The organism is Pseudomonas fluorescens (assembly GCF_041354075.1).
GTDB lineage: Bacteria > Pseudomonadota > Gammaproteobacteria > Pseudomonadales > Pseudomonadaceae > Aquipseudomonas > Aquipseudomonas fluorescens_CE.
The window spans coordinates 204,330-226,058 of record NZ_JARZGC010000008.1; the positions used below are offsets into that span (position 1 = coordinate 204,330).

Annotated in this window: 23 protein-coding genes and 2 pseudogenes; 12 read left to right on the forward strand and 13 right to left on the reverse strand. The window is 57.7% G+C overall.

Annotated features, from left to right (window positions below):
* Nucleotides 1-93: 93 nt before the first annotated feature.
* From QIW53_RS13465 to QIW53_RS13480, 4 genes are all read left to right on the forward strand, one after another.
* On the forward strand, nucleotides 94-1,140 hold the full coding sequence (locus QIW53_RS13465) for a phage late control D family protein (RefSeq protein WP_371050089.1): 1,047 nt from the start codon (nucleotides 94-96) through the stop codon (nucleotides 1,138-1,140).
* Nucleotides 1,141-1,195: 55 nt separating this feature from the next.
* Complete coding sequence (locus tag QIW53_RS13470) at nucleotides 1,196-1,759, forward strand: glycoside hydrolase family 19 protein (RefSeq protein ID WP_371050090.1); 564 nt, start codon at nucleotides 1,196-1,198, stop codon at nucleotides 1,757-1,759.
* On the forward strand, nucleotides 1,741-2,283 hold the full coding sequence (locus QIW53_RS13475; RefSeq protein ID WP_371050091.1) for a lysis protein: 543 nt from the start codon (nucleotides 1,741-1,743) through the stop codon (nucleotides 2,281-2,283). The genes QIW53_RS13470 and QIW53_RS13475 overlap by 19 nt, the downstream gene beginning before the upstream one ends.
* 148 nt (nucleotides 2,284-2,431) lie before the next feature.
* Nucleotides 2,432-3,226, forward strand: a complete 795-nt coding sequence (locus QIW53_RS13480; protein ID WP_371050092.1) for a DNA adenine methylase — start codon at nucleotides 2,432-2,434, stop codon at nucleotides 3,224-3,226.
* Between the two features lie 227 nt (nucleotides 3,227-3,453).
* Here the strand turns inward: QIW53_RS13480 and QIW53_RS13485 are convergent, their stop codons facing one another.
* Nucleotides 3,454-4,152, reverse strand: coding sequence for an SOS response-associated peptidase (locus tag QIW53_RS13485; protein ID WP_371050093.1), 699 nt, complete (start codon nucleotides 4,150-4,152; stop codon nucleotides 3,454-3,456).
* A gap of 96 nt (nucleotides 4,153-4,248) precedes the next feature.
* On the opposite strand from QIW53_RS13485, the gene QIW53_RS13490 reads away from it, so the two are divergent.
* Together QIW53_RS13490 and umuC are read left to right on the forward strand one after the other, a co-directional pair.
* Nucleotides 4,249-4,674, forward strand: a complete 426-nt coding sequence (locus tag QIW53_RS13490) for a LexA family protein (RefSeq protein WP_371050094.1) — start codon at nucleotides 4,249-4,251, stop codon at nucleotides 4,672-4,674.
* A complete protein-coding gene (gene umuC, locus QIW53_RS13495) occupies nucleotides 4,667-5,944 on the forward strand; it encodes a translesion error-prone DNA polymerase V subunit UmuC (protein ID WP_371050095.1) in 1,278 nt (425 codons plus the stop codon). Before QIW53_RS13490 ends, umuC begins: the two co-directional genes overlap by 8 nt.
* A gap of 260 nt (nucleotides 5,945-6,204) precedes the next feature.
* On the opposite strand, the gene QIW53_RS13500 is transcribed toward umuC, so the two are convergent.
* The 6 genes and pseudogenes from QIW53_RS13500 to QIW53_RS13525 form a co-directional block, all read right to left on the reverse strand.
* Entirely contained in the window at nucleotides 6,205-6,930 is a 726-nt protein-coding gene (locus tag QIW53_RS13500; RefSeq protein WP_371050096.1) for a hypothetical protein, read from the reverse strand.
* Nucleotide 6,931: 1 nt separating this feature from the next.
* Nucleotides 6,932-8,158, reverse strand: coding sequence for an AAA family ATPase (locus QIW53_RS13505; protein WP_371050097.1), 1,227 nt, complete (start codon nucleotides 8,156-8,158; stop codon nucleotides 6,932-6,934).
* Nucleotides 8,159-8,499: 341 nt separating this feature from the next.
* A complete protein-coding gene (locus QIW53_RS13510) occupies nucleotides 8,500-8,718 on the reverse strand; it encodes a hypothetical protein (RefSeq protein WP_371050098.1) in 219 nt (72 codons plus the stop codon).
* Nucleotides 8,719-9,210: 492 nt separating this feature from the next.
* Nucleotides 9,211-9,457: pseudogene (locus QIW53_RS13515) on the reverse strand (type II toxin-antitoxin system RelE/ParE family toxin).
* Nucleotides 9,458-9,482: 25 nt separating this feature from the next.
* Nucleotides 9,483-9,725, reverse strand: coding sequence for a CopG family transcriptional regulator (locus QIW53_RS13520; RefSeq protein ID WP_371050099.1), 243 nt, complete (start codon nucleotides 9,723-9,725; stop codon nucleotides 9,483-9,485).
* Nucleotides 9,726-9,823: 98 nt separating this feature from the next.
* Nucleotides 9,824-10,528 (reverse strand): murein L,D-transpeptidase catalytic domain family protein, encoded by a 705-nt coding sequence (locus QIW53_RS13525; protein WP_371050100.1) that lies wholly within the window; start codon nucleotides 10,526-10,528, stop codon nucleotides 9,824-9,826.
* 81 nt (nucleotides 10,529-10,609) lie between these two features.
* On the opposite strand from QIW53_RS13525, the gene QIW53_RS13530 reads away from it, so the two are divergent.
* A complete protein-coding gene (locus QIW53_RS13530; RefSeq protein ID WP_371050101.1) occupies nucleotides 10,610-12,337 on the forward strand; it encodes a L,D-transpeptidase family protein in 1,728 nt (575 codons plus the stop codon).
* A gap of 144 nt (nucleotides 12,338-12,481) precedes the next feature.
* A complete protein-coding gene (locus QIW53_RS13535) occupies nucleotides 12,482-14,053 on the forward strand; it encodes a sensor domain-containing diguanylate cyclase (RefSeq protein WP_371050102.1) in 1,572 nt (523 codons plus the stop codon).
* A 44-nt stretch (nucleotides 14,054-14,097) separates the two neighbouring features.
* On the opposite strand, the gene QIW53_RS13540 is transcribed toward QIW53_RS13535, so the two are convergent.
* From QIW53_RS13540 to QIW53_RS13550, 3 genes and pseudogenes are all read right to left on the reverse strand, one after another.
* Nucleotides 14,098-14,436, reverse strand: a complete 339-nt coding sequence (locus tag QIW53_RS13540; protein WP_371050145.1) for a hypothetical protein — start codon at nucleotides 14,434-14,436, stop codon at nucleotides 14,098-14,100.
* Between the two features lie 88 nt (nucleotides 14,437-14,524).
* Nucleotides 14,525-14,632: pseudogene (locus QIW53_RS13545) on the reverse strand (GNAT family N-acetyltransferase); the annotation flags it as partial.
* Nucleotides 14,589-14,714 carry a hypothetical protein gene (locus tag QIW53_RS13550; RefSeq protein WP_371050103.1) on the reverse strand — a complete coding sequence of 42 codons (126 nt, stop codon included), beginning with the start codon at nucleotides 14,712-14,714 and terminating at the stop codon, nucleotides 14,589-14,591. The pseudogene QIW53_RS13545 and the gene QIW53_RS13550, both read right to left, overlap by 44 nt.
* Before the next feature lie 127 nt (nucleotides 14,715-14,841).
* Between QIW53_RS13550 and QIW53_RS13555 the strand changes: the two genes are divergently transcribed.
* The gene (locus QIW53_RS13555; protein WP_371050104.1) at nucleotides 14,842-15,636 is read left to right on the forward strand and encodes an exodeoxyribonuclease III; all 795 of its coding nucleotides are present in this window, start codon (nucleotides 14,842-14,844) and stop codon (nucleotides 15,634-15,636) included.
* 90 nt (nucleotides 15,637-15,726) lie between these two features.
* Nucleotides 15,727-16,554, forward strand: a complete 828-nt coding sequence (locus QIW53_RS13560) for an arylamine N-acetyltransferase family protein (RefSeq protein ID WP_371050105.1) — start codon at nucleotides 15,727-15,729, stop codon at nucleotides 16,552-16,554.
* Nucleotides 16,555-16,578: 24 nt separating this feature from the next.
* On the opposite strand, the gene QIW53_RS13565 is transcribed toward QIW53_RS13560, so the two are convergent.
* Together QIW53_RS13565 and QIW53_RS13570 are read right to left on the reverse strand one after the other, a co-directional pair.
* The gene (locus QIW53_RS13565) at nucleotides 16,579-16,896 is read right to left on the reverse strand and encodes a BrnA antitoxin family protein (protein WP_371050106.1); all 318 of its coding nucleotides are present in this window, start codon (nucleotides 16,894-16,896) and stop codon (nucleotides 16,579-16,581) included.
* A gap of 3 nt (nucleotides 16,897-16,899) precedes the next feature.
* Nucleotides 16,900-17,181 (reverse strand): BrnT family toxin, encoded by a 282-nt coding sequence (locus QIW53_RS13570; protein WP_371050107.1) that lies wholly within the window; start codon nucleotides 17,179-17,181, stop codon nucleotides 16,900-16,902.
* 245 nt (nucleotides 17,182-17,426) lie between these two features.
* Here QIW53_RS13570 and QIW53_RS13575 point away from each other — a divergent pair, with 245 nt between their 5' ends.
* Complete coding sequence (locus tag QIW53_RS13575) at nucleotides 17,427-18,947, forward strand: nucleobase:cation symporter-2 family protein (protein ID WP_371050108.1); 1,521 nt, start codon at nucleotides 17,427-17,429, stop codon at nucleotides 18,945-18,947.
* 102 nt (nucleotides 18,948-19,049) lie between these two features.
* Here the strand turns inward: QIW53_RS13575 and QIW53_RS13580 are convergent, their stop codons facing one another.
* The gene (locus tag QIW53_RS13580; protein ID WP_371050109.1) at nucleotides 19,050-20,183 is read right to left on the reverse strand and encodes a lactonase family protein; all 1,134 of its coding nucleotides are present in this window, start codon (nucleotides 20,181-20,183) and stop codon (nucleotides 19,050-19,052) included.
* 244 nt (nucleotides 20,184-20,427) lie between these two features.
* Here QIW53_RS13580 and QIW53_RS13585 point away from each other — a divergent pair, with 244 nt between their 5' ends.
* On the forward strand, nucleotides 20,428-21,729 hold the full coding sequence (locus QIW53_RS13585; RefSeq protein ID WP_371050110.1) for an Nramp family divalent metal transporter: 1,302 nt from the start codon (nucleotides 20,428-20,430) through the stop codon (nucleotides 21,727-21,729).

Below are 21,729 nucleotides of genomic sequence, written 5' to 3' on the forward strand. Positions count from 1 at the left end.
GTCCGGATCGCCGCCGGCGGCGCCTGCCGTTACGCGTAACGACCGATTGACCTTGACCCGCCTGGTGCGGGTTTTTTATTGGGCGAAAACCGCATGAACCCGAAGTTTCGCGTTGTCGCTGACGGCGTTGATATTACCGCCTTGATCAATGACCGGCTGTTGCTGCTGCGCACGTCGGACAAGCCCGGGATGGAGTCGGACGAGTTCGAATTGCGCATTGATGACCGCGACGGTCTGGTGACCTTGCCGCGCCGCGGCGCCGGAATCGAGGTTTACCTGGGCTATGAAGGGCAAAGCCTGGCGCGCCTGGGGCGCTATTTGGTTGACGAGGTCGAGGTGTCCGGCCCGCCGAGTACGATCGTGATCCGTGGCAAGGCCAGCGACATGCGCGGCAGCGGCAAGACCATTCGCAGCGGCAGTTGGGAAAACGTGCCGCTGTCGAAGATCGTCGCCGATATCGCCGCGCGCAATGGCTGGCAGCCGGTGTGCCCGGTGTCGACCAAGGTCCCGCGGGCCGACCAGTTGAGTGAGTCGGATTTCAGCTTTATCACGCGCCTGGCCAATCAGTACGACTGCACGGCCAAGGTCGCCGATGGCAAGTTGCTGGTTATGCCGCGCCAAGCCGGGCAAAGCGCAAGCGGCCAGCAGTTCGGCGCGATCACCCTGGTGCCCAGCGACGTCAGCCGCTGGCAGTTCCGTTTGGGCGATCGCAATGCCCACAAGACGGTCGGCGCCAAGCATCAGGACAAGAAAACCGGTGAACTGGTGGTGGTGGCCCTGGACAACGACGACGTGCCTGACGGGCTGCCAGCGGTGCATACCGATCGGCACATTCACCCGAACAAGAGCGCGGCCGAGTCGGCCGCCAAGGCGCGGTTGGCGGCGTTCAACCGCTCGACCGCCGGTGTGCGCTTTGAGATGCCGGGGCGCACCGACATTTTTGCCGAAAGGCCAATCAATGCCCAGGGCTTCAAGGTCGGGCTCGATGGCGAGTATCTGGCCGACTCGGTCGAGCAGGTCTACACCCAGGCCGGCTGGTCGACCACCGTCGAATGTAACGGCGGCAAGAAGGGCAAGGCCAAGGCCAAAGGCAAGAAAAAGAAGGAGGTGAAGCCGGTCAAGGTTGTCAGTCTCGCATAGCGCTACAGCGCACCCACCGACCGCCGCGAGCGGTTTTTTTACACCTGGAGTTTGTATGCCTCTCACCGAACAACAGTTGTTACGCATCATGCCCAACGCCCGCCGCCAAGCGGGCGTTTTTGTTTCCGCCCTCAACGCAGCCATGGCCCGTCGTCAGATCGATACATCGAAACGACAGGCAGCGTTCCTGGCACAGGTCGGGCACGAGTCTGGCCAACTGCAGTACGTCCGCGAACTGGGCGGCGAACAGTATCTGAGCAAATACGATACCGGCAACCTTGCCGTGAAGCTGGGCAATACCCCGGCGGCCGACGGTGATGGCCAGCGTTATCGCGGGCGTGGCCTGATTCAGATCACTGGCCACAACAACTACCTGCGCTGCAGTCTGGCGTTGTTCGGTGACGAGCGCCTGTTGCGCACCCCTGAGCTGCTCGAGCAGCCGCAATGGGCGGCTGAGTCGGCGGCCTGGTTCTGGTGGGTGCGCGAGCTGAATACGCTGGCCGATCGCGATGAGTTCGAAGCGATCACCCGCAAGGTCAATGGCGGTTTGAACGGCCTAGCCGATCGACAGCAACTGTGGGAGCGGGCGAGGGCAGTGTTATGCGTTTCTTCGACTTGATTCCCGCGCCGTACCGGCTACTGGCTGTTGGCATGACGCTGGCAGTCCTGGCCATTACATCTGCAGCGAGTACCTGGAAGGTTCAGGACTGGCGTTACGGCCAGCAGCTGGAACAGCAAGCCCGCTTGCATGCAGAGGCTCTCAATCAACTGGCTCTCGCCTCGGCCGCGCAACAGCGCACCGAACAAGACAAACGACTGGCGCTCGAGCAGCGCCTTTCAACCAGTGAACAATCCTACTACCGAGTGTTGAGTGATGCCCAACGTGATCAAGATCGTCTGCGCGGTCGCCTTGCCACTGCTGATGTGCGCTTGTCAGTCTTACTCTCCGCCACCGATTCAGCCAGCGGCTGTGCAATGCCAGCCACCCCCGGCGCCGGCGGCGTGGTTCATGGCTCCGCAAGAGTCGAACTTGACCCAGCGCATGCTCAAAGAATTATCGGCATCACCGATGCCGGCGATCGAGGGCTGATCGCCCTGGCCGCTTGTCAGGCCTACGCCAAAGCCGTCTCGACACCGAAGTAAAAAGAGCGACCGGTACGAATGCGCCAACATCCGTACCGGTCGCCGTCCCTGCAGATGTCCCTGCAAGTCCAGCCAAGGCTCTCCACTCCGTGCACGAAGCGCGGCGAGCCTAGCATCTGTTTATCCATACAGTAAAGGTCTTGCTTTCATGTCCACACCCATCATCCCTTGGATGGGCGGCAAACGCCGCCTGGCCGATCGCCTTATTCCGCTTTTTCCGCCACACGGATGCTACGTTGAAGTCTTTGCCGGCGGCGCCGCGCTTTACTTCATGCGACCCCAGGCTGCGCCCGTCGAAGTCCTCAACGACATCAACGGCGACCTGGTCACGCTGTACCGCGTCGTGCAGAACCACTTGGAAGAATTCGTGCGCCAGTTCAAATGGGCGCTCAGCTCACGCCAGGTGTTCGAGTGGCAGAAAATGACTCGCCCTGAAACCCTCACCGACATCCAGCGCGCCGCCCGATTCTTCTACCTGCAGCACCATGCCTTCGCCGGCAAGGCCACCGGGCAGACGTTCGGTACCGCGACCACTGGCCCGGCCATCAACCTGCTGCGCATTGAAGAAAACCTCTCGGCTGCGTGGCAACGGTTATCTGGCACCTACGTCGAAAACCTCCCCTGGCTTGAGTGCGCGGAACGCTATGACCGCGCCCATACCTTTCACTACATGGACCCGCCTTACTGGCAAACCGCCGGCTATGGCGTGGACTTTCCATTCGAAAACTACGAGCGGATGGCTGACTTCATGCGCCGGTGCAAAGGCAAAGTGATGGTCAGCATCAACGACCATCCGGACATTCGTCGCGTGTTCGAGGGCTTTCATTTCGAAACCTTGGACATCCGTTACTGCAACACCAACCAGCGACAGGGAAAAGCTGATGTCAGTGGTGAGCTGGTGATCTTGAATTGGGTGCCGGCGGCATTGGGTGGGCTTTTTTAATCGGCGAGCGGCTGGAAATGTGCGGAATAAAGCGGCTTGGTGGCTTTCCGCCAGCCTTGCTGGAGTCGCACATAAAGCGCAATCTGGTCGATTATAATCAGTGACAACACGACATGGATAAGCAGCTTCTAGGCTATTCGATAGTCATGACAATCGGGTGGGTTTCTGCGGTGCTGCTTGTCATGTATTGGATGTCTTAATAAGGTCATCCCCAGCAATGGGGTGTCTTAGCCGCCTACGCCAATTTCCCCAACCGGTTCGATCAAATGTATACCCTGATTACGGACATTGCCGATCGCTTTATCCACTTTGAACCATTCGAAAGCCTCCGTGGGTTCGCCCTGCAGCAGGACCATCTGCTCGGCACGCTCCTTGGGTGTAGCGGGGTCCAGCCACTCTCTGGCAAGCTCTGGTGACAAAGTGACCGGTCGCCGGTCATGAATATCCACCATGCCGCCGACACTGTCGGCGGTGATGATCACAAAGCCATCGTGCTCACCAGGCTCATGATCGGCGTTCGGGTATTGGCCTATGGCAGCACAGAGGATTGGCGCTCGGTCGCTCCTGCGAATTAGGTAGGGCTGTTTCTTGGGGCCGCCTTCGTCGACCCATTCAAACCAGTTGTTGATCGCGATGATTGCTCGGTGCGGCCAGATCGCGCGAAAGAATGGGCCGTGGGCGACTTTCTCGACCCGAGCGTTGATCGGTGCGGCGCGGTCCTTGGCCCAGTGCGGACGCCATCCCCAACGCACCATGTCGGCGTGCAGGTATTCGCCTTCCTGATGGAAAATAGCGAGCTGAGTGGTGGGCGCGGCGTTGTAGCGTTGGAACGGTTGATCGCTAACATGACTTACCAGCGCGTTTGGCATGCTCAGCGCTGCCACGAAGTCGTGAATCCCATCGTACTGTGACAGTCGTCCGCACATAGCCCACCCACCTATCAGATTTATTCCTACATAAATTGACCGCAAGGCTTTTTGAAAGTTAACTGTATATTCGTACAGTGTCGGAAGTCGTGCGTCATGAGCTATTCCATTTTAGGTCCTATCAACGAAGGTGGCCGGAGGCTACCGCTCTGCCTGTTCCAAGTGCCGGCGGGTTTTCCTTCGCCGGCGGCTGACCACATTGAGGCGCACATATCGCTGGATGAGGTCCTGAATGTCCGGGCGCCGCACGTCTACTTGGTGTCGATCATCGGTGACAGCATGCAAGGTGCCGGCATTTTTGAGGGCGATCTGGCGATAGTGGACCGCTCACTTGAACCGGTCCACGGCCACATCGTTGTGGCTTTGCTCAACAACGATCCAGTCTGCAAGCGGCTGTGCATTCGCGGCAGAGAGGTGGTCCTACTGTCGGAAAACCCGAAATACCCGGCCCGATATATTTTGGAGAGTGACGAACTGTCGATCTGGGGGGTGATTACCGGCACGGTGCGCAGCCATGTCTAAGCCTGCGCCTGTGTTCGGTCTGATCGACTGCAACAGTTTCTACGCAAGCTGCGAGAGGGTGTTTCGCCCTGACCTGGCCAAGGTGCCGATCGTGGTGTTGTCGAACAACGACGGCTGCGTTATCGCGCGCAGCTACGACGCCAAGCCCTTCGTGAAAATGGGTGAGCCGTATTTCCAGATCAAGCACAAATTGAAGCAGCACGGTATCGTTGCTTTCTCGTCGAATTACGCGCTCTACGGTGACATGAGCGAACGGGTAATGACCTTGATCGAATCGATGGTGCCGGCCGTTGAGGTGTACAGCATCGACGAGGCTTTCGCCGATTTGTCCGGAATTGCCGGTCTGGACGCTCTCGGCCGACAGATCCGCAGCCAGGTCCTGCGCTGCACTGGTATCCCGGTGGGTGTGGGTATCGCCCCTACAAAGACTTTGGCCAAGTTGGCCAACCACACGGCCAAGCGCTTGCAAGCTCAGACCGGTGGTGTGGTCAACATCTGTGACCAGGTAAAGCGCGACTGGGTGCTCCGTAACACCGACGTGGGCGAAGTCTGGGGCGTGGGAAGGCGCATGAAAGTGCACCTGAACTCATTGGGCATCAAGACTGCGATGGATCTGGCCAAGGCCGACGCCTGGTCTCTGCGTAAGCACTTCAGTGTTGTGATCGAGAAGACGGCTCGAGAGTTGGCTGGAACCTCTTGCCTGGCGCTGGAGGAGCCGGATCCGCCGAAGCAGGAGATCTGCTGCAGCCGGATGTTTGGCAAGCGTCTGAAGGAGTTAGCGCCGATCAAAGAAGCGGTGGCCACCTATGTGATGCGAGCCTCGGAAAAGCTCAGGGCACAACAGTCGCTGTGCAAAAAAATCAGGGTCAGCATTCGCACCGGCATGTTCAACCCTGAGGAAGCCAAGTACGCAAATGGTGTGGTAGTAGAACTACCCTATCCAACGGACGATGTGCGTCTGCTAACCAAGATGGCAGTGGATGCGCTAGATCGTGTATTTCGCCCGGGATTCAACTACAGCAAGGCTGAGGTATTGCTGATGAACCTGTGTCAGCCAGGTGAGTACACTGATGATCTATTCGCCCTCTCTCAACCGTCCGAATCGACCCGCGTCATGGCGGTGCTCGACCAGATTAACGGGAGGTGGGGAAGGGGAACGCTTCGCGCCGCCAGTGTGCCGAGTGACCCCGAGTGGGGAATGCGTAGGGATTTACTTAGCCCTAGCTACACTACAAAACTTAATGAACTGTGGAAAGTTTCCTGTAGATGATGAATTATGAGGGTTTTGATTTTGAGTAGATCGACATCGTATAGTAAGTATGATGTCGAAATGTCCTAAAAATGAACAAATTGCTGTGCGATGGATGGAGTTTTTGGCAAGCGATAGACGCAATAGAGTTAAGCGCTGAGAACTATATTTCTATGGGTGTATTTCTTGGAGTATTTACGCTAGCGCTGAAATAGACTAATGAGAGTGCATTCGTGTTCTATTGTAGGCGCTATTGTAAAGTTCGTTGTTTACAATTTTGGTTACGCTTCTAAATGCTTACAGAACTCATCAGCCGCCTCACAGCGGGCACGGATGTTGGCTAGATCTGCCGTAATCCTTTTCGCATAAGTCTCATAGATAATATATGGAGATTTCTTGAGGCGTTGTCTGCCACGTTTCAGTCTGGACGCGTAGCCTAAGCTGATTAATCGGTCCTCGACATCCTCAATATGCTCATAATTGAAATCTTTAGGAAGATCATCGAAGACGGGGTCAGCCGGATCGTGGGTAGCAAGAATCCATGTTTCCAGAGCATGCGCTGTTAACGCTAAATAAAGACCATCTGCTTCTGCGGACTCATTCAGCCAAGCTAATACCGCATTCTTGCAATGCGTTTTCCTGCAATCTCCTGGCTGAATGACGTTAAGGTCCTTGAGATCTTGGGCGATGTCTGTATCAAGCTGGATCAACAGGCCATTTGCATTGTCAAATGCTAAGAGCGCCCTCCAGTTTTGTCGTTGCAAGAAACGTTGGGCTGACGGAGGGAGATGGGACATAGACTCTAAAGATTTATTGCTGAATTTTTTACACCAAGATTGGATAGCGTTCCAGCCATGAGCTGGATAAGTACCGCTCGTAGCATCTCGTTGAGGGGAGAGCTCGACAATCTCAATTGTTTGGCCTATTTCTGAAGAAATCTTTTTCGCCACTTCCTTGATAACCACGTGATCCGTGGGGCCTTCCGAGACCAAAAGATATTTTTTCAATTTAGAATCCTTGAGGCAGGCCGCCAATAGCACCCGAGAGCCAGATTTCAGAGAGCTTCATGCCGAAATATTTGTCTTCCCACTCTGACTTCGTCATGCCTTCCGGAGGCGCAATACGACGACTTTTGGTGTGTCCATCTTTATCCCGCTCGACTACGAATAGTCTATGAGTTTCATCGAAGAGATCCAGGGCATCTAATGTACTTGGGTTGTGAGTTGTAAGGAAAACTTGTTTGGTAGGGTTTTTCTTTACAATTTTAGCAACTTGGCCCATCAGGTCTCTAACAAGTCCAGGGTTCAAGGCGGTGTCAATGTTGTCGAGCGCAAGTATGTCTGGAGAGTTCTTGTGGATCAGTAGTACCAACATGAAAATTACATATAGCGCACCCTCGCTTACATCATAAGCATAGAGTTTGTTAAAGTTAGTTTTCATGAATTTGTCTTGATATCGGATTTTTCGACCGGCGATGTTGATCTGGCCAGAAAGTAGTTCTACGTCTGTTTCGTCAGTCGTTGTGAAACTCTGCACCCAGTTCATCAATTTGAAGAAAGAAAGAAGATCTGTCTTGTCTTTAGTGTGGTGAAAATCACTAATAACCTCTGCCAAAGCGTCAGCTAGCCGACCTCCATATAGGCCTAGAGGTGATTTGGCGCTAGAGTCTGTCTCTACACCACGTAATATTGGAGTCGTTGGAGAAAAAATAGCATACTCAACAAGAGATGCTAGAGGTGCAAGAATATCGTGAGTAGCGGTGTCAGAGTTAATTTTTTTGAAAGCTTCCAGATAAGGGAAAATTCCCTTCGTATTCTCCATCTTCGACTTTAAAGAAAGTCCGAAAATCGTCGCACCATTATTGGAGCGACCTCCAATTACTTTTTTGTTGTGCTTAACAGACTCGGCTAAATATCGAAAGCCACCTTCGGCATTTATGTCTATTGAATAACTTAGCTCGCCAATATCTGCCGATAACTTAAAAGCGCTTGTTCTGTTTTTATTTCTGAATGCGCTTCGAAATATTGCGGAGGATGATAGTCTTGCCCCCCTTTTGTGCAATTTTTCATAGTCGATGCCACCTTCCAGTGAGGACGACAGCATAGCAATCGCCTCGAGTAGATTGCTTTTACCAGCGCCATTAGTGCCTATGAAAACATTCATCTGTCCAAGGTCTAACGTGTCTTGCCATATCGATTTGAAGCTTTTAATTACAAGTTTTTTGATGATCGGCATATAAATAATATCTTAGTAAAGAACGGCGGGGGACGGGCGTGCCAGGTTAAGGTGCTGATCCCAAGACTCTTCCATTTTTCTACCTCCATTCCTCTGACGCTTTCCCCACCGAATGGTGCCTATCTTTGATGACGGCGTCGAGACTGATTACTTGAAATGCAGGTTTTTCACGTTTTTTTTTGCCGAAACGCAGCCTTACTGATCGTATTGAGTATCTGATCGTCGCCAGGCAGGCAAAGGGACGTCCTGGCGAGCTACGTATGGAAATACTGCAGGCGCCAGTTGTTGTCGTCCACTTTTCGAGTCAGGTGCAAGAATGTGAATTACCAGAAACGATCAGCCTACGGTCGTGGTTCGTCCGTCATCAACACGGCTAGCGTCATCTTGATAAATTCTTCATTCCTGTCGATCGCAACCAAAGCGCCGCGTACATTCACTGCTACGTCGGCTGAACCGCGCTGCTCAACCCAAAGCGTTAACTCCATGATGGCTGCTTCTAGGGCGAGTTGGTTTTCATTGAGCTTGAACAGCAGTGAAGGGAGCAGGTCTGAATTTGGCATCGCGAATCCTCCGTGAAGGCTTCAGCGTAGCAGTCGAAAGCTGAGATGGTGACTAATACCGCCCCTTCCCAGGCAAGGATCGGTTCCGAGGGCCTATGGGCACAGTACCGGCCGTGCCCCTGTCAGGCGTTTATCGCAGCTTGCTTAGAAATTGCTACAAAGTGAAAAAGTTGGAACGCGGTGGCCAAGCTGTCTGGGGGTTTGGGGGAGCACTACGCCCAATCCATCATGGGGGCAACAGAAAAACGCCGGCTGAAGACGGGCGTTTTATCGGGATTCGCGGATGACATTAGCGTCGGAAGCTCGAAGGGAATATGGCGGTATTCTAACATCGCGGCCCTTTGTGCAGCCACGTTAGCGGATTCTGTTCCTTGGGCAGAGCCCTGAACTGACCGTGTTCACATCAGTTTTGTCGACAGCCGCAGCTCAGCACAGTCTTGCGTCTCTTTCTCGTTGCGAGCGAAATGGTAGTGATTCGCTGCCTTGCTCCGCTCACCACTTGGAGCGTGGTCGTTGCCTCGTGTGGAACCCCCAGGATTTGCACGCGTTCACCCAGCACGCGGTACGGTATCAAATAGGACCAATTCGGCACTGCCCATTCTCGCGTGTTTCTGATCCGGCCCTCCCGCCCCATCGCGGGGAATAGTGCGAGATGGCCAACGCTCGCGAAGATCGCATCAGAGAATTCATCTGCGGCCTTTGGATTTTCCAACGCAATATAATTGGCTTCATCTTCCAGATTCTTGAGCGCTCTTTACAGCCACTCAACTCGCATTCCTGCTCCAGCGCCGAGCACGCATGGCGGCAACCTGCGCATCGCTCGCGAATTGGTCTTCGTCGGCTTCCTTCACGGCCTGCTCAATCTGCGCGTTAAGCGTTTTTTCGTGTTCGATGTAATCACGAAGCACGTCCATCGCCAGGTAGCTCGCACTCTGGCCATTGGTTCTGGCAAGGTCCGCAAGGGAGTTGGAAAGATCTTCCGGAAGGTCCAGCGACAGGCCAGTCATGGCTACCTCGGCATTGGGGTTGGTTGAACATGGTACACCCTCAGGCTACGTCGGTAGCCGGTGGGTTGTCGCGAGGTGTATCCGATTCTGGCTGCATCTCAACGCTTGCTCGTCACCTTCTCCGCCGTCGCCACCGTCCCACTTCCACAATTGATATAGGAAGAAGACTTCAACCAGCGCTGATCCGGGTAGTAGGAAAACAGCAACTGCCCGCCCTTCATGGAATCAATCAGCTTGTGCGCAATGGCCGGGCGTACGGCCGGGCAGCCCAGGCTTCGGCCGATACGCCCGTTGGCTCGCGCCAGCACCGGGCTGACGTAGGGCGCGCCGTGGATCACGATGGCGCGGTCGAAGGCGTTGTCGTTGAAGCCAGGTTCGAGGCCTTCCATGCGCAGCGAGTAGCCGTTCTGCCCGACGTAGCTTTGTTGCGTTCGATACAGGCCGAGGCTGGTGGCGAAACTCTCGTTCTGGTTGGAAAAGTTGACGGCCATGTTCTCGCCGCTGTTGCGCCCGTGGGCGACCAGTTCATGAAACAGCAATTTGCGCTTCTTTAGATCGAACACCCAGAGGCGCTGTTGGGTCGAAGGCAGGGAATAATCAATCACGGCAAGTCTTTGGACAGGAGCGGCGCCTTGAGCGATGCTGCATTGCGAGGCGCGGACGGCGAGGTTGATGACCTTGGCGTCAGCTTGCGGGGCCGCTTTGATGAGGGCGGCCGCCAGTGAATCGGCGTAGGCTGACGGTACAAACATTGCAGTCAGCAGCAGGCCCGACAGCAGCAGGCTAAAACGTAGTAGCGCCATAGAGATGTCTCATCATGTTAAGTTCGAGTCTAGCAGTGCGGTGAAAGCCAGGTGTTGAATGCGGGAGATTAAGGATTATCCATGGTGCTTTTAACAAGGTTATTCGTCATAAGCCGCGTATTTTTTATGGTCTTTCTGATCAGCGGCACTGCACTCGGTAAAACTTCGCCGATCGAGGTGCCAATGGCGGCAAACTCCATTTTGCCGGCGGCAGCGGATGACAACGTCGCCCAAGCGATCCAGGCCTCGCTTGAACCTCTCCAAACAGCCTTTCCACCCTTGCTGACGTCGGCGCGTCATCGTCGCGTGGACGTGACCCGCCTGGTCATGGATTTCTACACCCACCGCGCCTATCGCGCCGCCTGGACCCAGGACAGCGATATCGATCAACTGATCGCCAGTCTCAACGCGACCGAGGCCGATGGTTTAAACCCGGCGGACTTTCACATCGATGAGTTGATCCGTTCCCGGATGGCGCTGCACACCCTGCCGGCCACCCCCGAGCAGCGGGCGGCGTTTGACCTGGCGACCACTCACACCTTCATTACCGCGCTGCTGCAGTTGCGGCGCGGCAAGGTCGATCCGTCGCGGCTCGACATTCATTGGAATTTCGATGCTGAGGGCGCCGACCCTCGAGATGACCTCAACCGTTTTTTTGCGGCGTTGGACGATCACGATGTGGCCAAGGCGTTTGCGCTGGCGCCGCCTCAAGAGGCGGTGTACGCAGGGATGCGCATGGCGTTGGCCCAGTTGCGCGAAGTTCGGGACCAGGGCGGCTGGCCGAAGGTGACGGTGGATCATTCGCTCAAGCCTGGCATGGACGAGCCGGCCGTGGCGCAGTTGCGCGCACGGCTGGTCGCGGCGGGCTTTCTTGATCCGCATCTGGTCCATGGCACCCGTTACGACAGCGCCGTGACGGCGGCGGTGAAAAAGTATCAGGACGAGCAATATCTGGGCGCGGACGGCATGGTCGGGGCGAATACCCTGGCGGCGTTGAACGTACCCGTTGAAGCACGTATCGATCAGGTGCGGGTCAACATGGAACGGGCACGCTGGCTGCTGTACAAGCTGCAAGGCACGTTCGTGATCGTTGATATTGCCGGTTATAAAGTGGCAATGTATCGCGATGGCCAGCCGATCTGGCGATCCCGGGTTCAGGTCGGCAAGGCGGCGCGCAACACGCCGATTTTCCAGGCGCAGATTTCCTACATCACCTTCAACCCGACCTGGACCGTACCGCCGACGATCCTCAAGGAAGACGTCCTGCCGAAGATCCAGAGCAATCCCGGTTATCTCGCCGCCAACCGTATGCGCGTGATCGACCGCGAGGGCAACGAAGTGGACCCGGCCACCGTCGATTGGGCCAATCCACGTGGGCTCAGCCTGCGCCAGGACGCCGGGCGTGACAGCTCGTTGGGTCAGGTGGTGATCCGCTTCCCCAACGACTATGCGATTTACCTTCACGACACGCCGCATCGCGAGTTGTTTGCCAGGACCGTCCGTGCGACCAGTTCCGGCTGTATCCGTGTGGAAAATCCGCTGCAACTGGTGGAGTTGTTGTTCAACGACCCGGTCAAGTGGAACAGCGACGGGATCCAGAAACAGCTGGCCAATGGCAAGACCGAGAACATTCGGCTGCCGGTGAAAGTCCCCGTGTTGCTGGCTTACTGGACGGTCGACCTGGGCAGTGACGGTCATGTGTCGTTCAAGCCGGACGTGTACGGCTACGATGCACCCGTATTGCGGGCGTTGAACCGGCCCTCGCCGGTGCCCGTGCTGAATCTGCACGCGGCATTGGCAGGGCAATAGTGGGTCGATGAGCAGAATCTTCGAACGCGGCGTGACGTCCGTCCGAAGTACAATTGCCCCGCACCGCCACCTCGTCTAAGCTCGCCACCTTTGAGGGTTTCGGGCCTATCGCCCGCGCCTTGCCCCCGCAGGATGAGCTTTTTTTTGCCGATCTCCGACGACGACCCGCGCCACGCCAGTGGTACTGCGCTTAAAAGGCTGCCCCTGCGCAAGGCTGCGGTGCTGTTTATCGCTCTGGTGTGTCTGTGCCTGTGCGGTTTGCTGTACTTGCAATTGGAGCAATCGCGCCGTCACGACCTGGCGGTGGCCGAAGCCGCGTCCTCGAACCTGACGCGTGCCGTGGCACAGCAGGCCGAAGACACGTTCATGAAGGCCGATCTGGTGTTGACCAGCCTGGCGGACTGGCTTCAGATGGACGGTGTCGATCGGTTCCCGAAAGCCCTGCTGCAAAAAACGTTCGCGCGGCGGGTGCAGGCGCTGAGTCAGTTGCACGGGATCTTCCTGTTCGATCGCAATGGCCAATGGATCGTGACTTCATTCGAGGATCTGCCTCGTGGCCCAGGCGTGGCGGACCGCGAGTATTTCCTTTATCACCAGCAGAACGTGTCGTCCGTAGCGCACATCGGTCCGGCGATTCGCAGCCGCATCAACGGCGAGTGGATCATTCCGGTGTCCAAGCGGGTAAACGACAAGGATGGCCAGTTCCAGGGCGTGATGCTGGCCGGCATCAAGATGTCGTACTTCGATCAGTTTTTTAAAAGTTTCAGCATCGATGAGGATGGCTCCATTGCACTGGCGCTGACCGATGGAACCTTGCTGGCGCGTCGGCCGTTCGTGGAGTCGCAGATCGGCCAGTCATTGGCCAAGGGCGAGATTTTCAGCAAGCACCTGGCGGGCTCTATGTCCGGCATCGCGATGATCCGTTCGGTGCTCGATGGTGCCGTGCGCCTGCACGGCTACCGTCAGCTCGACGCCTACCCGCTGGTGGTGACGGCGGCTTCGTCCAGGGATTCGATTCTCAAGGGCTGGTACGACACGGCGTTCCAGTCCAGCCTGATTGTGGCCCTGGTCATCCTGGGTATCGGCCTGTTCGGGTGGGTGTTCGTGCGCCAGGTGCGCGTGGGGGAGCGGGTCGAGAGGGATCTGCGCAAGGCCAAGGAGGACCTCAAGCTGATCGCGACCCATGACAGCCTGACCGGGTTGGCCAACCGCCGTCTGTTCGAGCGGGCGCTGGAGATCGAGTTCAGCCGTGACATCCGCCAGTCGAGCTCGCTGGGCCTGATCATGCTCGATATCGACCATTTCAAACGTTACAACGATGCCTACGGTCATGTGGCGGGGGATCACTGCCTGGCAGAAGTGGCGCGTGCGGTGAAAAGTGGCTGCCATCGCCCCGTCGACCTGGCTGTGCGCTACGGCGGCGAGGAGTTCGCGGTGCTGCTGCCGGACACCGACATCCACGGGACCTTGGTGGTCGCCGAGCAGATCCGTCGCAGTGTCATGGCCCGCAATATCATCCACATTGGCGCGCCAAGTGGTTATGTGACCGTCAGCCTGGGCTGTCATGCGTTCGTGCCGACGCGTCTGGACAGCCCTGAAGTCTTCATCGAGCGTGCGGACGCAGCGCTGTATCAGGCCAAGCACCAGGGGCGAAACCGTTCGGCGGTATTGTCGATTGAAGGCGCTTTCGGGGAACTGATGCGCTCCGATCGCTGAAACGGGCGAGCCCCGCGATTGCACATCGCGGGGACTGTTGGCGATCAGCCGCCTGTACCGCCGCCGGCACCGCCGGTTCCACCACCCGACGACCCGGTGCCACCTCCCGCGCCCGAGCCGCTGGCGCCCCCGGTTCCGCCCGTTCCACCGGAACTGCCGCCCGAGGTGCCCGAGCCGCCATTGTTGCCCTTGCCCTCGGCACCACCCCCGTTGTTACCGCCGGAAGGTTCGCCGGGGTTGTTGTTGGGCGCCATGGTCGATCCGCCTGTGGATCCGGATTTGGTGCCGCTGGCATCCGCGCCGTCACCGCTGGCTGCAAATGCAATCCCCGAGGTGGCCAACAGGCTCGCCAGCAACAATGAAGTGAGTTTGATGTTCATCAGGTGCTTCTCCAAAAAAGAGTCGGTACGTGATGTTGGTGTGACCGGACGGGAGGTTGGTGCCGGCTGGATGACGGGCGGTCATCACCGGTCAGCGGGCGGTGCCTTCCTGGAGGCGGTGTTCGAGCTTCTGCCGGACCTGTGGCCATTCGTCGTCAATGATGCTGAAGCGCACCGAATTGCGCTTGCGACCATCGGGCCGCGGCGCGGACCAGGGCGTCGGCGTCGTGGTATTGCAGTGGGTGCAGGCTGATCGCGCGACCTTGCAGGGTGATGTCCATCAGGTGTTCGTTCTCGACAGGTCAATTGAGCACGGGGTGCCTGTGATGCCTTACCGGCAATCGCCAGCGCAACCCGCGCAGGGTGAAGCTGTCATACGCACATCAACCTTGTACGGAGCGCTGGCCCATGAAGCCATTGCGGATCGCAACGTTCAACGTCAACGGCATGCGTGCGCGGCTGCCAAACTTGCTGGCCTGGCTGGAGCGGGAGAAACCGGACATCGCGTGTTTGCAGGAGCTCAAGTCGGTGGACAGCGCGTTCCCGGCGGCCGAGATCGAGGCCGCCGGTTACGGTGCGATCTGGCAGGGGCAATCGTCGTGGAACGGGGTGGCGATCCTGGCGCGGGACGCGCAGCCCCTGGAGAGCCGACGGGGTCTGCCGGGCGACGACAGCGACACCCACAGTCGCTACATTGAAGCGGCGGTGCATGGAGTGCTGGTGGGGTGCCTGTACCTGCCCAACGGCAACCCGCAGCCGGGTCCGAAGTTCGATTACAAGCTGGCGTGGTTCGAGCGGCTGATCGCTTACGCCAAGGACCTGCAGCGTAGCGAGCACCCGGTGGTGCTGGCCGGCGATTACAACGTCGTGCCGACTGACCTGGATATCTACAACCCTCGGTCCTGGCTCAAGGATGCGCTGCTGCAACCGCAAAGTCGCGAGTGCTATCAACAGTTGCTGGATCAGGGCTGGACCGACGCCTTGCGCCATCTGTATCCCGAGGATCGGCTGTACACCTTCTGGGACTATTTCCGACAACACTGGCAGAAAAATTCCGGACTTCGTATCGACCATCTGCTGCTCAATCCGGCGCTGAGTCCTTATTTGCAGGCGGCCGGTGTCGATGCCTGGGTGCGCAATGAACCGCACGCCAGCGACCATGCGCCGACATGGATTCAACTGAGCTCGCGCAAGCGTCGCTGATGGCCGCAGAGGCAATTGGCGAAATCAATTGTCGGTCGCCGCGCTTTTTCCCTTATACATGGCGCCATCGCCGCCCATAAGGAATGAGCAATGAGTGAGATACGCCCGAGCAACCTCGCGTTGTACCTGCAACGCCTGGGTTTCGACACGGCACCGCCGCCTACTCTTGAAACCCTGCGCCAACTGCAACGGCGACATACCGCTGCCTTCCCGTTCGAAAACCTCAGCACCCTGTCGGGCGAACCGGTACTCATCGACCTGGCCTCCATCGAGCACAAGGTCCTGCAACAGGGGCGCGGCGGCTACTGCTACGAACTCAACAAGCTGTTTCTTTGCCTGCTTCAGCAACTGGGGTTCAACGCTCACGGCATCTCCGGCCGCGTGGTCATGGGCCAACCGGAAGGCGCATGGACAGCGCGCACTCATCGCCTGAGCCTGGTCACCCTGGACGAGGTGCGCTACATCACCGATGTCGGTTTCGGTGGAATGGTGCCTACCGGTCCACTGCTGCTCGATACATCCGCCGAACAGTCCACCCCTCACGAACCCTATCGCATCGAGCAGCACGCGGACGGCTACACGCTGCGCGCCAAGGTCGAGGATGAATGGCGGCCGATGTACACCTTCGATCTGCAGCGCCAGGAAGACATCGATTACGCCGTCGGCAACTGGTACGTTTCGACCTCTCCCGATTCGCCGTTTGCCCAAAGGCTGATGGTGGCTCGGACCGGGGAGGGGTGGCGGCGCACGCTGAACAATGGCAGCTTCGCGATCCACCGGATGGGCCGCGACAGCGAGCGGCGCGAGGTCGCGGAGGTCGAAGAGCTGATTGCACTGTTGCAGAGCGAGTTCGGCATCCAGGTGCCCGCCAACGAGCACTTGAAGCAGGTGCTTGGACGGTTGATCGAGCCCGGTTAGGGCGTATCCGGTTGCCTGAGTCGCTCAGGGACGAACGTCAGTTTCCATCATTTGCTGGATTTCGCTGACGGCGTCCAACAGCTTTTTCTCAAGGGTTTTCAGGTCTGAGCCGGTGATCCCTTTTTTGAGCTGTGCCAATTCCGTGGGTTTGTCCTTCTTGCTGAGCAGGGCATGGCGCAGGGTGTTGTTGATCACCGTCTGATAGCCAAAGCCCTCGTTTTCCGCGAGCGCGCGAGCCGCCTCGATCACCCCGTCGTCCAGCATGATGGTGATGCGGGTCTTGCCCTTGCCCGGCGCAACCGCCCCGCGCCCGGCGTTGCTGAAATCGTATTCATCTTTCATTGCTCAAGCCTCCAGGTAGCAGCGACGCTCGTTTTTCGTGGCGGAGCGCGCTGAAATGATTCGAACGAAATTCGGATCGCGATAGGTGTAAGCCACCACCAGCAAGCGACCCCTGGCGTCCAGCCCCAAGGTGATCCATCGCTGCTCGTCGTGGTCATCATCCTGCATCGTCAACGCTCGCTCGTCACAAAACACGGCCTCCGTCTCAGCGAGGCTGATGCCGCGATGCTTCAACTTATTGGCCGCGTTCTTGCTTTTATCGAACTGAATTTCGAATGACTTCATTATGCATATTTTATATGTATTAGGAAGAAGGCAACGTTACCGCCTGTCGCCGTACCTGAAAAAGACTAGCGGGCGAAAAGCGCAGCCTCGAAGCGATGTATTTCAAGGTTTATTGAGGGGACGGGAGGATGGAGCGTGAATAGACGGCCATGATCTGATTGGCAAGTTGTATACAACTATATGGACATTTGTTCTTTATGTTGCATACAGTGTGCGCATAACAAAAACCAGGGAACCCCCCAATCATGAAAACGCCCCATGTTTCACACCCACGGCCCGAGGATGAAAACCTCGGGGTCGGCGCGAATATGGCTTACGGCCTGCAACATGTCCTGACCATGTATGGCGGTATCGTCGCGGTGCCGTTGATCATCGGCCAGGCGGCCGGGCTCACGCCGGCGGACATTGGTTTGTTGATTGCTGCCTCCTTGTTTGCCGGAGGGCTGGCGACCTTGCTGCAGACCCTCGGCCTGCCGTTCTTCGGTTGTCAGTTGCCGTTGGTGCAGGGGGTGTCGTTCTCGGGTGTCGCGACCATGGTGGCGATTGTCAGCAGTGGCGGGGAGGGCGGCTTCCAGGCGATCCTGGGGGCGGTCATTGCGGCGTCACTGATCGGTTTGTTGATCACGCCGGTGTTCTCGCGAATCACCCGGTTCTTCCCGCCGCTGGTCACGGGCATCGTGATCACCACCATCGGCTTGACGCTGATGCCGGTGGCCGCGCGCTGGGCCATGGGCGGCAACAGTCACGCAGCGGATTTTGGCAGCATGGCGAACATCGGTCTGGCGGCGGTGACGCTGGTGCTGGTGTTGTTGCTGAGCAAGATCGGCAGCGCAACCATTTCCCGCTTGTCGATCCTGCTGGCGATGGTCATCGGAACGATCCTCGCGCTGTTCCTCGGCATGGCTGACTTCTCGTCCGTCACCCAGGGCCCGATGTTCGGCTTTCCGACACCGTTCCATTTCGGCATGCCGACCTTTCACTTCGCCGCGATCCTGTCGATGTGCATCGTGGTCATGGTGACGCTGGTCGAGACCTCGGCGGACATCCTGGCCGTCGGCGAAATCATCGACACCAAGGTTGATTCCAGACGTCTGGGCAATGGCCTGCGTGCCGACATGCTGTCGAGCATGGTGGCGCCGATTTTCGGCTCCTTTACCCAAAGCGCCTTTGCCCAGAACGTCGGCCTGGTGGCCGTCACCGGGATCAAGAGTCGCTACGTGGTCGCCACCGGCGGCCTGTTCCTGGTAATCCTGGGCCTGTTGCCCTTCATGGGCCGGGTGATCGCCGCTGTACCGACGTCCGTTCTGGGAGGGGCCGGCATCGTCCTGTTCGGCACGGTGGCGGCCAGTGGCATTCGCACGTTGTCCAAGGTCGACTATCGCAACAACGTCAACCTGATCATCGTTGCCACGTCCATCGGCTTTGGCATGATTCCCATTGCCGCGCCGAATTTCTACGACCACTTCCCGAGCTGGTTCGCCACGATCTTTCACTCGGGCATCAGTTCCTCGGCGATCATGGCGATCGTGCTGAACCTGACCTTCAACCACCTGACCGTCGGTAATTCGGACCAGCAATCGGTGTTTGCCGCAGGCACTGAACGGGTGTTGCGTTACCAGGATCTGGCGGCGTTACGTGAGGGCGATTACTTCCGCGAAGGCAAACTGCATGATTGCGACGGGAAGGAGATTCCGGTGATCGAAGTGCAAGATCATGGTCATGGCGAACCACGAACGGTGCACGCCAATAACAGCGAGCATGCCTGAACACACCGGCGCGAGCCCTTTGGTGATGGAAAGAAGGCTGACGCGTTCAACCGCAGAACGCGTCAGCCTCCATCCCGAGCCGGCCGCAACCTGGTCTAAGGATCACTCCGCCGACGTTTGCAACACCTCGATCCATAACGCGCCTTTACCCGACGCCGCTTCGCCGACACGCTTCAGGGCGCCGTCGCCGCCGACCGCATAGGTGCCGACCTTTTCACTTTTCTCTCCCGTGACCAGCAACCAGCGCCCATTGGGTGAAAACGCGATATTGCGCGGTTGCTGCTCTTCGACCGGATAGTTCTGCAGAAAGCGCAAACCGCCGGTGCTCTGATCCACTGCGAATGCCGACACCGAACTGCTGGTGCGCTCGGTCATGAACAGCAGTTTGCCATCGGGCGAAAGCCGCAGGTCCGCCGCCCAGATACGGGGTGTCGGATCGTCTTTCAAGTCGTTGTTACGTGCATCGCGCACTTCGCCGTGGGCCAGTTTCAAGCGCTCGGGAATCCCGTTGGCCACGGCAATCTCGGTCAATGCGCCCGTGCTGTCATTGATCGAGAATGCGGTGACGGTGCCGCTCATCTCACCGACCACATACAGGTATTTGCCGTCCTTGGAAAAGGCCAGGTGCCGAGGACCGGTGTTGGCCGGCACGCTGACATAGCCGCTGCCGATGGGGGTGAGGGCGCCGGTTTTGCCATCCAGGCGATATTGCAGCACGCGGTCGGCACCCAGATTGCCGGTGTAGGCGAAACGGTTGCTCGGGTCGGTGCGCACCGAATGGGCGTGCGGCCCGGTGGCGTAGCTCATGATCTTGTCCGACGGCTGATAGGCCCTGTCGATGGCTTGCACCGTAACGGCATCGGCACCATAGGAGGCGCCGAGCAGGTAAAGTCCGGACCGGTCGGTCGACAGGTAAGCCATGCTCTGGGCCAGGGGTGCCTTGGACAAAGGGGTCAATTGTCCAGTCTTGGCGTCAATGCTGTAACCCAGTACCTGGAAGGGTTTGACCCGCAGCGCCGCGAACAGCACCTTGCCGTCCGGGGTGATCGCCATCGGGTTGACCTGATCACCGGCGTTGACCTGATTGACCAGACTCAGGGCACCGTTGCTTTGATCGAGGCGGTACTGGGAGATCAAGCCGTCGCCGGGGCTGGAGATGTAGGCGTAGGTGGCCGCGTTGGCTTGCAGACTGAGACCGCCGACAACCGCAGCGGCCAGGAGCAGGGACTTATTCACAGTGGAACCTTTTATTGTTATGGATGTGATCAGTCATCCTATGACTGTATTTCCTGGACATCAATGCCTGTTTTTGCAATCAAGAAAGGAAGCAGGCAGCGGGCAAGGTCGAAGTAAGACCCTAGGGTTGTTAAGGGATTGAAATATTTTTAAATACTCTCGTTTTAACAAGTGTTGTACGACATCGTACTTACTGTGTTCGACTTCGCGGGTTCTCACAAAAAAAACAACGGAGATACCCTCTATGACCAGCATTCCCTCCGTGGAAGGCCAAGCTGCGGCGCCCGCGCAAAACCGGTTCCTGCGAATATTCAAACTCCTCGGCCCTGGCATCATCGCCGTGCTGTCCTGGTTGGGCGCGGGGGATCTGATCACCTCTTCCGTTGCCGGTGCCAACTACGGTTACGCGATGATGTGGGTGCTGGCGGTCTCTCTGCTGCTGAGATACCTGATCGTCAACATCATCGCGCGCTTCCAGCTGTGCAATAACCAGGGCATGACCATCCTGCAAGGTTATGCCCAGCTCAATCCGTTCTTCGCCTGGTTCATGCTGGTCTATGCCCTTTTGATGGGCCACTTGATGAACGCCTACATGATCAAGGGCGCGGGTGAATCGCTGGCGATGCTGTTCAAGATCGACCAGCCGCTGCTCTGTTCGGTGGCGGTGGTGCTGGCGGTCTGGATGCTGGTGGGGCGTAACATCTACTCGATGATCGAAGGCGTGATGAAGCTGCTGCTGGCGATCATGACCCTGGCGTTCATCGCCCTGGCCGTGATGTCCGGTCCCGATGTCACCGGCATCATCAAAGGCACCATCGGTTTCAGCATTCCGCCTGACGAGGGCGTGCACGGTGCCTTGCTGGTGGCGGTGTCGGTCATCGGTGCGGTGGCCGGCTCGATCGCCAACTTCGTGCATCCCTACGTCATGCGCCAAAAGGGCTGGGTCGGACCGCAGCACAAGCGCATTCAACGCAACGACCTGCTGTTCGCAGTATTTGTCGGGATCATCATCAACCTGGCGATCTGGATCGTCGGCGCGGAAATCCTGCGGCCCAACGGTATCGAAGTGAAAACCCTGGGTGACCTGGGCAAGGCACTGGAAATCTACTTTGGCCCGATCGGCTGGTACGTGTTCTTCATCGGTGTGTTCGCGACATTGTTTGCCAGCATTTCCGGCAAGACCACCGCTTTCCCGATGCTGATCACCGATGCCCTGCAGCACGTCATGCCCAAGCGTCGCGACAAGTACGGTAAAGAGTTCCACCATGACCCGATGCACAAATGGTTCATGTTGTTCATTCTGGTGACACCATTGATCTGGTCGCTGCCAGGCATGCCGGACTTCGTCACGCTGACCATTGGCGTGAGCGCACTGAACATCATCGGTTTGCCGATCATTTCCCTCGGCCTGCTGATCATGTCCAACCAGAAGTCACTGCTGGACAAGCAATACCGCAACAACCTGTTTGAAAACATCGCGCTGGCCTTCGCTACCGGCCTCGCGTTGTGGGTGGCCTTTGAGCTGGGCACCGATCTGTTTACCTGA

Coding starts and splice junctions, on each gene's coding strand:
- QIW53_RS13465 (WP_371050089.1), top strand. CDS start 94: ATGAACCCGAAGTTTCGCGTTGTCGCTGACGGCGTTGATATTACCGCC.
- QIW53_RS13470 (WP_371050090.1), top strand. CDS start 1,196: ATGCCTCTCACCGAACAACAGTTGTTACGCATCATGCCCAACGCCCGC.
- QIW53_RS13475 (WP_371050091.1), top strand. CDS start 1,741: ATGCGTTTCTTCGACTTGATTCCCGCGCCGTACCGGCTACTGGCTGTT.
- QIW53_RS13480 (WP_371050092.1), top strand. CDS start 2,432: ATGTCCACACCCATCATCCCTTGGATGGGCGGCAAACGCCGCCTGGCC.
- QIW53_RS13485 (WP_371050093.1), bottom strand. CDS start 4,152: ATGTGCGGACGACTGTCACAGTACGATGGGATTCACGACTTCGTGGCA.
- QIW53_RS13490 (WP_371050094.1), top strand. CDS start 4,249: ATGAGCTATTCCATTTTAGGTCCTATCAACGAAGGTGGCCGGAGGCTA.
- umuC (WP_371050095.1), top strand. CDS start 4,667: ATGTCTAAGCCTGCGCCTGTGTTCGGTCTGATCGACTGCAACAGTTTC.
- QIW53_RS13505 (WP_371050097.1), bottom strand. CDS start 8,158: ATGCCGATCATCAAAAAACTTGTAATTAAAAGCTTCAAATCGATATGG.
- QIW53_RS13510 (WP_371050098.1), bottom strand. CDS start 8,718: ATGCCAAATTCAGACCTGCTCCCTTCACTGCTGTTCAAGCTCAATGAA.
- QIW53_RS13520 (WP_371050099.1), bottom strand. CDS start 9,725: ATGACTGGCCTGTCGCTGGACCTTCCGGAAGATCTTTCCAACTCCCTT.
- QIW53_RS13525 (WP_371050100.1), bottom strand. CDS start 10,528: ATGGCGCTACTACGTTTTAGCCTGCTGCTGTCGGGCCTGCTGCTGACT.
- QIW53_RS13530 (WP_371050101.1), top strand. CDS start 10,610: ATGGTGCTTTTAACAAGGTTATTCGTCATAAGCCGCGTATTTTTTATG.
- QIW53_RS13550 (WP_371050103.1), bottom strand. CDS start 14,714: ATGGACATCACCCTGCAAGGTCGCGCGATCAGCCTGCACCCACTGCAA.
- QIW53_RS13555 (WP_371050104.1), top strand. CDS start 14,842: ATGAAGCCATTGCGGATCGCAACGTTCAACGTCAACGGCATGCGTGCG.
- QIW53_RS13560 (WP_371050105.1), top strand. CDS start 15,727: ATGAGTGAGATACGCCCGAGCAACCTCGCGTTGTACCTGCAACGCCTG.
- QIW53_RS13565 (WP_371050106.1), bottom strand. CDS start 16,896: ATGAAAGATGAATACGATTTCAGCAACGCCGGGCGCGGGGCGGTTGCG.
- QIW53_RS13570 (WP_371050107.1), bottom strand. CDS start 17,181: ATGAAGTCATTCGAAATTCAGTTCGATAAAAGCAAGAACGCGGCCAAT.
- QIW53_RS13575 (WP_371050108.1), top strand. CDS start 17,427: ATGAAAACGCCCCATGTTTCACACCCACGGCCCGAGGATGAAAACCTC.
- QIW53_RS13585 (WP_371050110.1), top strand. CDS start 20,428: ATGACCAGCATTCCCTCCGTGGAAGGCCAAGCTGCGGCGCCCGCGCAA.